This window comes from Nostoc sp. CmiVER01 (assembly GCF_034531135.2).
Classification (GTDB): Bacteria; Cyanobacteriota; Cyanobacteriia; order Cyanobacteriales; family Nostocaceae; genus Nostoc.
This window is the reverse complement of the sequence record NZ_JAVRBU020000025.1, coordinates 41,141-55,181: the sequence shown is the minus strand read 5'-3', so window position 1 is coordinate 55,181 and position 14,041 is coordinate 41,141. Positions and strand designations below refer to the sequence as shown.

The 14,041-nt window shown below is 41.4% G+C and carries 10 protein-coding genes; 5 read left to right on the top strand and 5 right to left on the bottom strand.

Annotated features, from left to right (window positions below; translation table 11 throughout):
* The 4 genes from RMZ43_RS31995 to RMZ43_RS31980 all read left to right on the top strand — a co-directional run.
* The coding region (locus RMZ43_RS31995) for a hypothetical protein (protein WP_428850949.1) at positions 1-272 on the top strand (272 nt) is incomplete at its 5' end.
* A gap of 650 nt (positions 273-922) precedes the next feature.
* Entirely contained in the window at positions 923-1,180 is a 258-nt protein-coding gene (locus tag RMZ43_RS31990) for a hypothetical protein (RefSeq protein WP_322651223.1), read from the top strand.
* 222 nt (positions 1,181-1,402) lie between these two features.
* Positions 1,403-3,547: a peptidase domain-containing ABC transporter gene (locus tag RMZ43_RS31985; RefSeq protein ID WP_322651222.1), complete on the top strand. Its 2,145-nt coding sequence runs from the start codon at positions 1,403-1,405 to the stop codon at positions 3,545-3,547.
* A 1,298-nt stretch (positions 3,548-4,845) separates the two neighbouring features.
* A complete protein-coding gene (locus tag RMZ43_RS31980; protein ID WP_322653352.1) occupies positions 4,846-5,667 on the top strand; it encodes an SDR family NAD(P)-dependent oxidoreductase in 822 nt (273 codons plus the stop codon).
* 40 nt (positions 5,668-5,707) lie between these two features.
* Here the strand turns inward: RMZ43_RS31980 and RMZ43_RS31975 are convergent, their stop codons facing one another.
* Positions 5,708-6,937 carry a ScyD/ScyE family protein gene (locus tag RMZ43_RS31975; protein ID WP_322653351.1) on the bottom strand — a complete coding sequence of 410 codons (1,230 nt, stop codon included), beginning with the start codon at positions 6,935-6,937 and terminating at the stop codon, positions 5,708-5,710.
* A gap of 599 nt (positions 6,938-7,536) precedes the next feature.
* On the opposite strand from RMZ43_RS31975, the gene RMZ43_RS31970 reads away from it, so the two are divergent.
* Positions 7,537-9,033, top strand: a complete 1,497-nt coding sequence (locus tag RMZ43_RS31970) for a glycosyl hydrolase family 57 (RefSeq protein WP_322653350.1) — start codon at positions 7,537-7,539, stop codon at positions 9,031-9,033.
* A 310-nt stretch (positions 9,034-9,343) separates the two neighbouring features.
* Here the strand turns inward: RMZ43_RS31970 and RMZ43_RS31965 are convergent, their stop codons facing one another.
* The 4 genes from RMZ43_RS31965 to RMZ43_RS31950 form a co-directional block, all read right to left on the bottom strand.
* Complete coding sequence (locus RMZ43_RS31965; protein WP_322653349.1) at positions 9,344-10,105, bottom strand: class II aldolase/adducin family protein; 762 nt, start codon at positions 10,103-10,105, stop codon at positions 9,344-9,346.
* The gene (locus tag RMZ43_RS31960; RefSeq protein WP_322651217.1) at positions 10,089-10,763 is read right to left on the bottom strand and encodes a hypothetical protein; all 675 of its coding nucleotides are present in this window, start codon (positions 10,761-10,763) and stop codon (positions 10,089-10,091) included. The genes RMZ43_RS31965 and RMZ43_RS31960 overlap by 17 nt, the downstream gene beginning before the upstream one ends.
* A 148-nt stretch (positions 10,764-10,911) precedes the next feature.
* Positions 10,912-11,130: an RRXRR domain-containing protein gene (locus tag RMZ43_RS31955; RefSeq protein ID WP_322653348.1), complete on the bottom strand. Its 219-nt coding sequence runs from the start codon at positions 11,128-11,130 to the stop codon at positions 10,912-10,914.
* A gap of 409 nt (positions 11,131-11,539) precedes the next feature.
* On the bottom strand, positions 11,540-13,831 hold the full coding sequence (locus RMZ43_RS31950) for a di-heme oxidoredictase family protein (protein WP_428850948.1): 2,292 nt from the start codon (positions 13,829-13,831) through the stop codon (positions 11,540-11,542).
* Positions 13,832-14,041: the final 210 nt, after the last annotated feature.

Sequence of the window (14,041 nt, the reverse complement as noted above, 5' to 3'; positions counted from 1 at the left end):
AAGCGAGAACTAAGATTATGGAAAGCACATTATTCACCACATTAACTGTTACTGAAGAAGCTACTTTGTCTGGTGGTCATAAGAAGCACAAGCCCGCCACACCTCCCGCTCCCGCTCCTAAGCCCACCGTTATCAACCAAATAGCTATTAACATTGCTGCGGGTATTCTTAGTGGCTCTAAGATAGACCAAACCGCTGTCAACGTTGCTGATGGTATTAAAGCTGGCTCTACTGTCAGCCAAACCGCTGTTAACGTTGCTAGTGGTGCATAAATAATAAGGTTTAGTAGAAGGTAAAGAATAAACGTAAAGACACGATCAACCGCGTCTTTACGGAGGTAAAATGTCTTAGATAAACTAACCTGCTCTAACAGGGAAGTTTATTTTCTAGCAAGACATTAGCCTTGTTGCTTATCGCAGTTATCCTAGCATTACGTTTATTCCTACCGCATACTTTTGTTGAACAAAGTTAATAAAGTCTATCAACGGTTGCTATTAAGCAACTGTTGATAGACTCACTTAATGCTTTCGTCGCTGAAGATACTGCTCACGTTGAACAGTAAAGTAGAGAACTAAGCCCTGCTATCTGAGAAATCGCTCATATCTATAGTTTAATCACTCTCGGCAGAGTAAAATCTCAAGACCTTTCATAATTTAGGGTTATGTTTATTTGCCTTAGTTTCGGGATTTATATCAATATACGAGCATTTAATCCCTAGATATATCTGACTTTCGGCATTTAGCCCTAATTATTCTAATTCGAGAGCGATTAAAGAGGAATATAGATCAAAATTTACTATTTTGCAAAAAATAGCGGAAAAGATATAGCGATTTGGTATGTGCTACCTCTGCTTATCTTTCAGTTAATGCACCTTCCCATCAATTTGAAAACTTGTAATTAACATTTGAGGTTAATTAGAATCATGAAAAGCACTCAAATCTTCCCAATGTTTACCTCCCTGACTGAAGCTCAAGAAGTAAGCTTGTCTGGTGGTGAAAGCAACATTGTTTCTTATTCCTATACTACAATTGACAAAAAAGGAAAAAAGAAACAAATTATAAAAGTCGTGAAAACGAACACTCCTAAAGGAAAAACTTCAGTGTCAGGACTATTAAAGAAGATTGAAATAAAGCTACCCTCCTTACCTTCTCTATCTTCCCTACTAAAATTTGATTGGTAGTGAGAAGTAAGTGGGCGTGAATAATTAAAGTTTTGTAGTAAGCGGCTCCAACCGCTTACTACTAGCGAATCTAATAAATTTTACATTACATAACATAGTTTGATTTTTTTGCTCAGTTACTTAGTAAAATTAAACTGTTGGTCAAATTATTAACCACGCAGGGACGAAACCCTGCTATTTTTTTAAGTTTTTTTACGATGCTATTGGGTACTGGAGTCTAAAATGAAATACCAAGTTGTTGCACAACATAGTGAAGAAGATTGTGGAGCTGCTTGTCTTGCTTCCGTTGCCAAACATTATCGACGTAACTTTACACTAAATCGCATCCGGGAAGCAGTGGGCACGGGGCAACTTGGAACAACATTGTTGGGATTAAGGCGAGGAGCCGAGGCACTTGGTTTCAATGCACGTTCGGTCAGGGCATCAAAAGAAATATTAGACCGAATGAACCAAGCACCACTTCCAGCAATCATTCACTGGAAAGGCTACCACTGGGTTGTTTTGTATGGTCAGAAAGGTAAAAAATATGTAATTGCTGACCCAGCCTTTAACATCCGTTATGTCTCTAGAAATGAATTAATTGAGGCTTGGTCAGATCAAGTCATGCTTTTACTAGAGCCAGATTCAGTTCGTTTTTATGCTCAACCCGATGATAAAGTCAATGGTCTTTGGCGCTTTGGGCGGCGGGCATTGCCTTATGGTGGCATAATATTCGAGGCTTTTTTGTGTGCTATAGTTATCGGTCTGCTTTCGTTAACGTCTCCTTTCTTGCTTCAAATTCTAACGGATGATGTACTAGTTCGAGGTGATACTCAGCTTCTTATTGGTGTAATTATTGCAGTTGTGGTAATGAATTTGGTAGGAAGTAGTCTGCAATTAGTTCAATCTAACCTAATTGCCAATTTTGCTCAAAAGCTTGAGTTAGGGCTAGTTCTAGAATTTGCTAGGGCAATCTTGCGGCTGCCTCTGGCTTACTATGAATCACGTCGCAGTGGCGAGATTGTTAGCAGATTGCAAGATATTCAACAAATTAATCAGCTAGTTGCTCAAGCAGTTATCAGTCTGCCTAGCCAATTGTTTATCGGACTGATTTCTTTGGGTTTCATGGTGTTTTATAGCTGGAAACTCACCTTTGTTGCCGTCGTTGTTGCTATTGTCATGAGTTCATCTACGGTAGTTTTCCTGCCTATACTTCAACAAAAAATCAGAAGTATGTTGGTTTTAGACGCGGAAAACCAAGGTGTTCTTGTTGAAAGCTTTAAAGGAGCGCTGACACTCAAAACTACTACTGCTGCTCCTCAATTTTGGGAAGAATTTCAGAACAGATTTGGTCGGCTCTCAAACATAACATTTCGCACAGTTCAGATTGGAATTATTAACAGTACCTTTTCTAGCTTAGTTTATGCTATTGGCAGCGTTACTTTGATTGGTTTCGGCAGCGTCCTAGTTATTAGTAAAGAACTCAGCATCGGTCAACTGCTGGCTTTTAACGGGATGAATGGGAATTTTTTGGCATTAATCAGTACTGTGATTGGATTTATAGATGAATTCATGCGTGCTAAAACTGCCACGGAACGTTTAACAGAAGTTATCGATTCCACACCTGAAACTCCGAGCGATAGTACCAAACCCTTTGCTAAAATTCCCAATGATGCTGATATTATTTGCAAAAACCTAAACTTTCACTACGCTGGCAGGCTAGAGCTACTGGAAGATTTTTCCATCACAATTCCTGGCGGTAAAGTTGTTGCCCTAATTGGTACATCCGGCTGTGGAAAAAGTTCTCTTGCTAAACTGATTGCCGGATTATATACACCTAATTCTGGCAATATTCGCTTTGGAATGTATAACATGCAAGACCTAGCTCTTGATTGTTTGCGCCAACAAGTTGCTCTAGTTCCTCAAGACGCTCATTTTTGGAGTCGCACAATTATTGAAAACTTCCGCTTAGGTTCTCCTCACCTCACTTTTGATCAAATTGTCAAAGCTTGCCAAATTGCTGAGGCAGATGATTTTATTAGTAGACTACCTGAAAAATATCAAACTGTATTAGGTGAATTTGGGTCAAATATTTCTGGTGGACAACGCCAAAGACTGGCTTTAGCAAGAGCTATTGTTAACGATCCACCAATCTTGATTTTAGACGAATCAACTGCTGGACTCGATCCAGTTAGTGAAGCTCAAGTTTTAGATCAACTGTTGTTGCACCGCCAAGGTAAAACCACGATCTTGATTAGCCACCGTCCTAGAGTAATTACCCGTGCTGATTGGATTGTTTTGCTTAATCAAGGCAAGTTACAAATTCAGGGGACAGTAGAAGATTTACGTGCCCAACCAGGAAACCATTTAGACTTTTTAACCCCTTAATTACTCACAGTTTTAATTAGTGGCCTGTCTTATTAAATTTGATGAGTTTGTAGTAAGCACTTCAGTGCTTAAAAATCCACTCACACTTACCGCCATCCCGCCTTGGAATTCATTCCGAGGCGGGATAGAAACGTAGTGCAAGATTTATTAATAGAGATATGTCAACTTAAGCTAAAACTCACGTCCCACAAGGAACTGAAGTTCCTTGCTAATAGCTAAAGTCATCTTTAATATGACTAAATAATCTGAAAAATTTTTAGTCTACTGAAGTAGACTTTAGCTATGAGCCACTGAAATTCATTTCTGGGCGGGTATGGAAGCCAACAGATAAGTGATTTTTAGCTTAATTTCAAATCAATGAGCATTGCCATGCCCTTACCAGCGTATTTATATCATTAGTAAAGTGAAATGGTATAATCCAACATTTCGAGTGCTTTGCTGGATTGCGTTTTGCTTAACCCAATCTTGTATCTTACAGGATCGGTAAGGGGATTAGGTTTTTCGTGCGCTTTTCCAGATGGCATGAATTGTCACACACTAGGCAAGTCTCAAGCATTCCTTTAATGAACTCAAAGCTAAAACCAAACAAGTTATCATTTTTACTAAAGTTTTTGCCAATAAATCTGCTGTTCTAATTTGCATTAAAAACAATAATTTAACTATCTATGTTCTATTATTTAAAATGATAAAATTGGAAACCTTGGTTTTAATAAAATACGTAAATATACTGCTTTGACTAGGCAGAATAGCTGAAAAACTAGGTTTTTGCAAGAATAACCAAAAACTATATGTATTTTTTGTTTCTTAGCCATGACTGAGATACTACAATTTTCCAAAACAGGGTTTAATTGTCAGGAAAGTTAGATATTTCTACTGAGATATTTATAAAAACTTATTTAATAAAATATTTTTTATATATATACCTGTCGTTAAGAAGTATTAAGAAATTCTGATTAAAGAATATTGCAATAGCTTGATTAAATTGCTAACGTGTGTATGACAACGATGCTGATGAGCGCTCTGATCTAGGAGAAGTAAAATTATGAGCTATATACATTCAGCCAAGTCTGTTAGGCTTTGACAGGTTAAAAACGATAAATTTCTGCCTCGTATAGACAATTATGAGGGATTGCAGATTAACCAAGAAATATCTCGTTGCTAAAGGCTTAGTTTCAGTTTGATTTGAATTGCAATAGATTATTTGTCTTACCTTGTGCCGATAAGCGAGTAGCTCTTAATTGTGTGTTTCGGTAATAACGAAGGGTTTGGTAAGACTTAGATTTTGGAGGATAAAACCAATGGAGATTCAAGGTAAAGTTGCTCTAATTACAGGGGCTTCGCGTGGGATTGGACGAGCGATCGCACTCGAATTAGCGCAAATTGGCATCAAGCGGCTGATATTGGTAGCACGCGATCGCCAAAAGTTAGTTGAGGTAGCTAACGAAATCGAGGCAATGGGAACAGAAGCTGCGATCGTGCCTTTAGATTTAACTCAAACAATTGAAGTAAATATTGCTGTTGCTCAACTGTGGCGCAATTACGGACAGATTCACCTGCTGGTTAATTGTGCGGGAGTCGCATATCAAAGCTCGTTTTTGCAATCTAAAATGCCTCAAGTTCAAGAAGAACTCTCTGTGAACTTGTTAGGAATGTACAACCTCACTAGTCTGATAGCTAGACGCATGGCCAGCCAAAGGCAAGGAACAATCGTCAATGTATCAAGTCTAATGGGGAAGGTGGCTGCACCGACGATGGCAACTTATTCTGCTACCAAGTTTGCCATCTTAGGATTTACCCAAGCCTTGCGCCAGGAACTAGCTGATTACAATATCCGAGTCATTGCATTACTACCTTCCCTCACAGACACAGATATGGTACGCGACTTAAAATTATTTCGCTGGGTGATCCCCATGACTCCCCAGCAAGTGGCTAAAGCACTTGTCACCGGAATGCAAAATAATTCATCAGAAATTTTAGTCGGATGGCAAAGTCATTTAGCTGTATGGTGTCAACGCCTCGCCCCTTGGTTGCTAGAGCTAATTTTACGAATAGCAACTCCGCCAGCACCAAGCAGACAACGGCTGATTGAAAAACTTATCCCTTCGCGTAGCGTCTCGTAGACAAGGGGAGACGCCGAGGGCGATCGCTGACTCAACACTCCTAAATAAACTTGTTCAAAATCTTCAGTCGTTTGGCTTTACCCTTGTGCAACAAAGTAAGGCTCACAGTGCCAAAAAATGCTAATAAGCTGAAAGTAGAAGTAGATTCAGGAACAGACTTGGAATTCTCAATTTTGATAACTTGTCCAAGTCCTGGGCGATCGCCTCGGTTTGTCACGTAGATAGCACCATCAGCACCAATAGTCAAAGCAGTAGGAGACTCTAATCCATTGCCACTCAGAATAGTTGTGCGAGTCCCGTCGCTCGCTATTTTAATTACAGAACCATCTAGATTACCTTTCCAGAGTGACTGATTAGCGTACTGCAAAGCATATAAATTACCCTCGGTATCAAAATCTAAGTCAGTAAGTTGGGTAAAGCCATCGGTATAAACTGTTGGTTGAGCATCAGCACCAATTCGATAAATTTTTGCTTCACCTTCTGGAAAAGGAAAACCAGTCAATTGGCTAATATAATAAGCGCCATCTGGGCCTTTGGCGATATTTGTAGGTACTGCTTGGATTTCAAATGGCGATGATGATGCGCCAGTGGGAAAAATTGGATTAGTTAATGTCTGCCGGGGAATTGTGGCGATCGCGTTTAAATTACTTCCATTAGTACCTACACTGAGTACCTCATTAGCACCAGCATCAACTGCAACAATCTTATTTCCGTCTAAAAGAATAGAGAAAGGATTGCTAATTACATCGCCTCCATCGGGATTATTTACAAGTTCATAATTAGCTAAATCAGCAACACTAGTCCAGGAATTTGTATTGAAATTAGCAGTGATGATTTTTCCTAAGTCAGTGTTACCTAATGTGTCGCGAAATGTGGGATTTGAACCATACCCAATTGCAATATAAGGCTTGCCAGTAGCATCAAATTTGATATCTTGAGGCCCAGAAGTATCAGTACCATCAGGTAATGCTAAAGAAGGAAGTCCTGTAAGTATACGTTGTTGCGTACCATTTCCAATTTTGGTGACTGCACCAGTTGTGCCATAACATAAAGATTGGTTTGCAACGCTCGGTGAAGGAACACAAGCTCCACTGCCACCTGTTCCTGCTTCGGTGACATAGAGATTCCCGTCAGTACCAAAAGTTAGACCTCGTGGATTATTAAGACCATCGGCAACTACCGAAAATGATGCTGCCTCTGCTGCTTTCATTCCCGAAAAAGCAGCGATACAAACACTCAAAAATGTAATTCCGAATTGTTTTAGTTTCATTAGACCTATCCTAAAATTAAGTTTGCATAACAAAAGATAGAATATAAAATTTTATCTTTATCAATACTAATTATTACTGTGTATGACTTATGGCGATTTTACAACATACTAAATCGTGCTAAATCTTTAGTATTTTATTTAATAAATACATATAGCCAAGCTTACAAATTATTGTACAGACTGAGTTATGAATTCCCGTACAAGTCTATTTGGTGTAAGATTGACTAATTAAAGAAGTTTGAGAAATTTTTAATTGGTTAAGACTTACACCAATTCTTTAAAAGAGAAAAACAGATTCAAATTTATAAACCCAGATTAAATCTGAATTTATTAATTTTGAGTTGTATCATACCATTTTCAAAAATCTTTGCAACATCATAAATCGGCTATGGGGGGTACAGATGTACGCTTATAGCAACAAAATTAAATATAATTACTGTATATTTTTAATGCTTTTTATACAAGTGTGAGATCGGAACTGTTGAATTATAGTGCGGGACTACAAGACGATCGCAGTTTGCATCAATACATAAAGTTGCAGATCAGAAATTCCTGTGCGATCGCATAATTAGACATACCTTGTTTCGGAGCAATCAGAAATGCTTTCCTTACCCACAACCTTGGCTCCTTTGCCCGAAATCATTGATGGCTTGCCGAATATATCTGGTTGGGAAACAGAGGTACTCTCTGTAGTTAATCATAATCAGCCAGTATTTTTACCAACAACAAATATTCGCTTAGAAGATGTAAATGCTGTGTTTGCGATCGCCTTACACATGCACCAGCCAACTATACCGGCAGGAAATGGTGGTACACTCATCAGCAATCTGCAATATATGTTTGAACATCCTCATGAAGGGGATAACCACAATGCAGATCCTTTTGCCCATTGTTACAGGCGCATGGGAGACTTAATCCCTGAACTCGTCAGTCAGGGTTGCAATCCCCGTGTGATGTTGGATTATTCAGGTAATCTGCTGTGGGGACTGCGGCAAATGGGACGCGATGATGTTCTCGATAATCTTAAACACATCACTTGCGATCGCACCTACCAACCTTATGTAGAATGGCTGGGTACAATGTGGGGTCATGCAGTTATTCCTTCCACACCCATAGCAGATATTAAATTGCATATCATCGCATGGCAACATCACTTTGCGGCAATTTTTGGCTGGGAAGCATTAGCACGAGTTAAAGGGTTTTCACCCCCAGAAATGCACCTACCAAATCATCCTGATGCTCTCTTTGAATTTGTGAAAGCGCTGAAAGAATGTGGATATCGCTGGTTGCTTGTTCAAGAACATTCTGTAGAAACAATTAGCGGTCAATCTCTTACCCACAAACATTTACCACATCGTTTGGTTGCCCGCAATTCTCAAGGCGAAACAATTAGCATTACAGCCTTAATTAAAACCCAAGGTTCAGATACTAAATTAGTCGCACAAATGCAGCCTTATTATGAAGCGAAAACATTATCAAAACAACAGATTGGGAGTGTTTTTGTACCACCAATAGTTAGCCAAATTGGAGATGGTGAAAACGGTGGTGTGATGATGAATGAATTTCCTAGCGCCTTTAAACAAGCTTGGTGGGATATGGTCAATAACGGCGGCGGGAAATCAGGTGTAGTCGGGATGTGTGGTACAGAATATTTAGAACTCATCGAAGCTGCTGGATGCCAGCCTGAAGACTATCCAACTTGTCAGCCAGTGGGACAACATCAGATTTGGGAGCGAGTTTCATCAGATAATATTCAACCTGAAGCTGTAGAGAATGCTATTCAAGAATTAAAGAAAAGCAACTCTAATTTTCATTTGGATGGAGCCTCGTGGACAAATCATATTAGTTGGGTGAAAGGATATGAAAATGTGTTGTCTCCCATGTATCAACTAAGCAGTTTATTCCATCAAAAGTTTGCTCCATTACAACAACTTAACTCAGCAGAACCTGTTACCAGGCAATCTCATTACCGTAACGTTCTTTTACATAACCTTTTGTTGCAAACCAGTTGTTTTCGTTATTGGGGACAAGGTGCTTGGACTGATTATGCGCGGAAAATTTATCAACGTGGCGAAAATTTATTGCAGATAAATTGAACTAGCGACTGGAAGCTAGTAAAATTTGACGGAAATTACCTACCTTTAACAAGGGGCAAAATCCCCTTGTTATCTGATTAATTGAGATAGTAGTTGACTCTCCTTGAAAAGGCTTGCTCCAATTATTTTCCTTTTAGAGGATGTTTTAAAAGTTTTATTATAGGTAGCAAAAGGTTTTAGATTCTCCGCAATCTACGCCAAATAGTTTTGGCTTTTGAATGCGTGACTTTTGACTTCCCCGAATGCGAACAGCGTCCCTAAGGGTTGGGGCTGGTCTTGCTTGTTATGCCAGTGTCATAAAAACACAAAACTAATTTAGCAAATCAGGTTCTTCGCGCACAATTCTGTCGTAAAGGGGCTGGAAGCCGAACCACCCACTTGTATGTGACCCCACTTGAGTTTGTGTTAAACGGGCTGTTTCGTGTTTGATAGTAGTGGGTCTACCCGCAGCTTCTGCCAGTAGTTGGGCTTGGCACGATCGCTCTAAGTTAATGTACCAATAGGCAGCTTCATCTACCGTATGTCCCACAGTTAAAATGCTGTGGTTACGCAGAATTATAGCTTTGTTTGACCCCAAGGCTTGCGCCAATCGCTGACCTTCAGAAGTTTCTAAAACCACACCTGTGAAGTCATCAAATAGCGCATGGTCTTCATAAAAAGCACAGGAATCTTGAGTCAAGGGGTCAAGAAGCCGGCCTAGACTAGACCAAGCTTTACCATAAAGTGAATGGGCATGAGCCGCCGCAATTACATCAGGTCGAGCTTCATGAATCTGAGAATGGATGGCGAAAGCAGCTCGATTCACTTCAGCATCACCTTTAACTACTTCACCTTCTCTGTTAACTAACAGCAGGTCAGAAACTCGGATGTGACCAAAGTATGTTCCTAATGGATTCACCCAAAAATGGTCTGTAAATTCTGGATCGCGAGCCGTAATATGGCCTGCGATTCCCTCGCTGAAACCAAATTTACCAAACAGGCGAAAGGCAGCAGCTAGGCGTTGTTTGCGGTGCAGGCGTTCGTCTTCAACTCGCTCGAATACGGGGGGTTGTGGTCTAGCGTACTTGGGCATGTTCTTTTTCTTCTTCCTCTTTGCAGGGAGCGTTGGAATATCCAGAGCGAAAGGATTTGACGCTATGAGATTCTGGAATGAACTGGTGACGCAAGATGCAACCAGTATCATTACCCAGAATATGGATAGATACAGATGCGCTCTGGGATGTAGTTTTGACGGCGTGGATATCACCATCTGGGGGTAATAGACGATAGATATCCCCTGGTTGAAGCGAGCGCACTTCAGTTATTTGTAATTGTGCGTGTCCTTCAGTATTGCCGTTATCTACACGGCGATAGACTATTTCTTCTTGATTGCCTTTGTATAAACCAATTAATCCCCAGGCTAAATGGTCGTGGACAGGAGTCGTTGAACCTGGGGGAATTACCAAACTAAAGATTGACAGGGAACGGTCTTTAGCGCGATAAAGTAGCCACTGACCAATGCCACCGCCCATTCTGCTTTCGGGATTGGCCTGGGCAAATTTTTGGGGGAGCCATTCTTGTTGGGCAAGCAGTTCTTGAAAATAGGGTTCTAGTTTAGCGAGAGTTTGGGTGCGATCGTCAACAGTAATAGCGCTAATTTCACGCACTGTTGCTACAAAAGATCGTAGTTCCTGGCTCTCAATAAACCACTGGTCTTCTGGCAATGGTTCTAAGATAGTGTGGTTTGTCATCTATATTCCTCCGTTTGGGAGGCGACTAAGATTAATACCAATTTTTTTATATTTGCTGACAATAGTACTAGTACCGCAAGGCGGAAGTCACGCATTCAAAAGTCAAAAATATTACGGATCAGCTTTTTAGGGATTTTAAATGGTTGCTCTATTTCCGTCGTGGCGTACTAGTAGTTTTAATACCAGGATGAATTTTGAAGCCAAGTTGCTCAAGTTTTAGATGAGAAAGGGATTCCTTCAGAATTATAGTAAAGGGATATCGCTGAAATACGGTAGCTTTACCTTGTGACAATAACAGCCTAGCACGGCTGATGCGTACTGGATATAACGGTTGTTGGTTGGCATTAAGAATGAATACTTTAGTCATGCATTATATTCCTTACGAATAAAGTTATTAAGGGATTATCAAAAAATCAATCATCCAATCTTGCTCTAAGGGATTTCCAACAAATAAATTATTCAATCTTGTGGGGTAGGTAAGACGCTCACTCTACAAGAAGTAGTGGAGTATTTTTATTTGTCAGTCTATTAGCTGGGATGTTGGTTTCTCTTAGTACGGTAAATCGGTCGGATAACCGTTAAATTAGCTACAACCAGAAATTATCACATACAAATTAAAAAAGCAAGTCGATTGTCATAGTTCTGGATGGGAGTAACGGGAATATGATATGGTCGCGGCGATCGCAAGATTAGCTGCATCAAAAGAAGGGACGTTCTTAAGAACGTCCCCGTAGTAAAATTTCCAAACAATCGATATTAGAGATACTAGAAAGCCACTATAGTTCTTTCAAAAAATCAATTATCGCTTGTTGATCAGAAGGTGTCAGAGAACGGAAACGACCGATAACTTCACGTGCTTCACTTCGATGAGTATTTGAAATAGCACTGGTATAAGGTGGACAAATGACATCTTTAGGCGATGAGCCATAGTTGACAACATTGCCGATTTTATTGATGACTTTGCCACCCGGAGGAACAGGACATCCTCCACCTGGCAGCTTAGAGGTCTTATAGTTATCGGGTGCAGGTAAGTCATGTAGCTCAATCGCTGCACGAAGCGCATCGTCTACCGAACGAACAACCAACGGTGCATTGGTCACTTCGCTATTGGTAAACACAGTACCCGCAGGTGTTGTGTCACGGGTGAGGGTACTTAAGTAAACGCTACCATCATGCAAAAATGGAGGGCCAACCTTACCAATTCCCATCAGAGGCGGTGTACGGAACTCTTCACCCTTGGCAGTTGCTTTCTGGTTTGAGAAAATATCATCAGTGAGATTACGGGGCAGATCGTAGGTCTTGAAGTTCAATCGGTTACTATTGACAACCGTGGATCGGCTCACAAGAATTGGATCGCGCGGGGTTGGTGCAAACCGTTCAGCATCAATGATGGGGCCTTTATGCAGAATCAGATCCGAGAAAATTGGTGCCCAACGGTAACTGAGAATGTTGACAACAGATGCTGCATCAGTACCCAAGGATGGATCGCCAGCAGCAGGCGACCGACCAGTTCTTTGAACCGGAGTATGGCAGCTCACACAACTCACCATGCGATCGCTCTGGTTAATGGCATTGGGATTACGACCATCGCCTCCGCGAGGCATACGACCGGGGATCATCCGGTTGGCAAAGGCAGTGAGATCAATACCAAAAAGCTGCGCTCCTCGTTGAACGCTGGCTGCACGACTGTAGCCAGAACGAGTTTGAGAGGGATTTTTGGAATTTAGCACGGCCAAGAGATTGGGGCCAAATTCTGGGGGAGCCGTCAGGCGCAAGAAATTGCGCTCACTGAATGGGGTGCTGAGGGGAAACTCAGGGTCGGTTACTAGATTTTTGCAGTTCTTATTGTAAGGAGCAATTTTGGGATCAGCAATTTTGATCTCATTATTGTTAGCCAAGCTAGTAATGCCAAGCTCACCTTGCAAGCCCCCAATGATAAACTGTAGTATCTCTGCGCCATTGGCACGTAAGCCAAAACGTCCTACCCCAGAGATTAGGGCGTTGGGTTGGTCAGGTGGCGCATTGGGAGGAATCACATTCACCTTACCTGTGACACAATCACCCTTGCACTGGAATACACCAGTTTTCAAAGACGATTTGCCGCCTATAGTGTCAGAGGGATCAGGAGCGTTGGTAATGTCCTGGTTTGGAATAGCCTCCATCAGCCCACGACCGATATAGGGGGGGCCAGCGCGTTCACCAACACCACGGCGAAATCCACTTGAACTCAGCCCCGTAGTTGGATCAATCCTGCCGAGGTTTCGGTCTTGGGCGATGCTTGGGATTGCATCTGGTTTGCAATCTATACTGCTATCGAAAGCTTTAAGTTCAGCGATCGGAGGGCGTACATGCTGCACAAAACCACCAAAATTCTGTGCATTACCTGTGATGGGATTTTTAGTACCATCCAAAGGATCGTAAGATTTCGTCGGATCGACAGCTTCAGCCGATGGTGAAAAGTCTCCGAAAATTGTAAAGGCTGCGGTTCGCCCGGTATTATTGATCGCATCTAAGGCTGGGTCGGCCTTATTAACGATATTCAAGTTAGCATAACCGTCTGGATCAACTGGATCTAAGCGAACACCAGCTGGTCTACCACCTTTGTTAGTGTCACCCGACGTATAACTGAAGTTGGTGGGGGTTGACCGTCCAGCTCGACTCACGTTAGAGATACCCGTGAGCAGCCCCAGACCTGGAACCGACTCCAAGTTATTCAGGTGACAGCCCGCGCATCGGGTTTGGTTAGCCATTGACCCTGCGCCTTCTCTAACCGTTTCTGGGGCAGTAAAAAACCACGCCCCTTCCACCAGTTTCTGGCGAGCTGATTGCGGAACAGAAGGATAGAGCAATCGAGCTAACTGAGCCGTTGTTCTCAGAGGAGCAAGTCCCACATCGCCATAGGTATCACGACGGAGACGTTCTGCTGGACGAAGGGGTTGATTCGGAGGCGCAACCACGAAGCCTGAACTAACTTCGACTTTTCGCTGTCCAAGTAACGTGGCATTATTGGGAATATTAGTACGAAACTGACCAAAAACTTGGTGTGGGAAAACAAAAGAAATGAACACTGAAATGCTAAGTGATAAACCCACTATCAACAAAACATTCAGAAGTTTAAGCCTTCGCATTAGGTTTTTCAGCCTTATTCAAGGTTGAGTAAGACATGCTGAAAATCACAAATTCCATATTTGAATTTTTAGCCTGTCTATACTATTGAGGATGAAAAAGAATAAGCTATTGGTACCAATGCTCAGATCTTGCTTTTGCTAAACCTTAAG

What these genes read in the sequence shown, in the direction of transcription:
- RMZ43_RS31970 (WP_322653350.1), top strand. Translation starts at nt 7,537, where the DNA reads ATGCTTTCCTTACCCACAACCTTGGCTCCTTTGCCCGAAATCATTGAT.
- RMZ43_RS31960 (WP_322651217.1), bottom strand. Translation starts at nt 10,763, where the DNA reads ATGACAAACCACACTATCTTAGAACCATTGCCAGAAGACCAGTGGTTT.
- RMZ43_RS31955 (WP_322653348.1), bottom strand. Translation starts at nt 11,130, where the DNA reads ATGACTAAAGTATTCATTCTTAATGCCAACCAACAACCGTTATATCCA.
- RMZ43_RS31990 (WP_322651223.1), top strand. Translation starts at nt 923, where the DNA reads ATGAAAAGCACTCAAATCTTCCCAATGTTTACCTCCCTGACTGAAGCT.
- RMZ43_RS31965 (WP_322653349.1), bottom strand. Translation starts at nt 10,105, where the DNA reads ATGCCCAAGTACGCTAGACCACAACCCCCCGTATTCGAGCGAGTTGAA.
- RMZ43_RS31975 (WP_322653351.1), bottom strand. Translation starts at nt 6,937, where the DNA reads ATGAAACTAAAACAATTCGGAATTACATTTTTGAGTGTTTGTATCGCT.
- RMZ43_RS31985 (WP_322651222.1), top strand. Translation starts at nt 1,403, where the DNA reads ATGAAATACCAAGTTGTTGCACAACATAGTGAAGAAGATTGTGGAGCT.
- RMZ43_RS31980 (WP_322653352.1), top strand. Translation starts at nt 4,846, where the DNA reads ATGGAGATTCAAGGTAAAGTTGCTCTAATTACAGGGGCTTCGCGTGGG.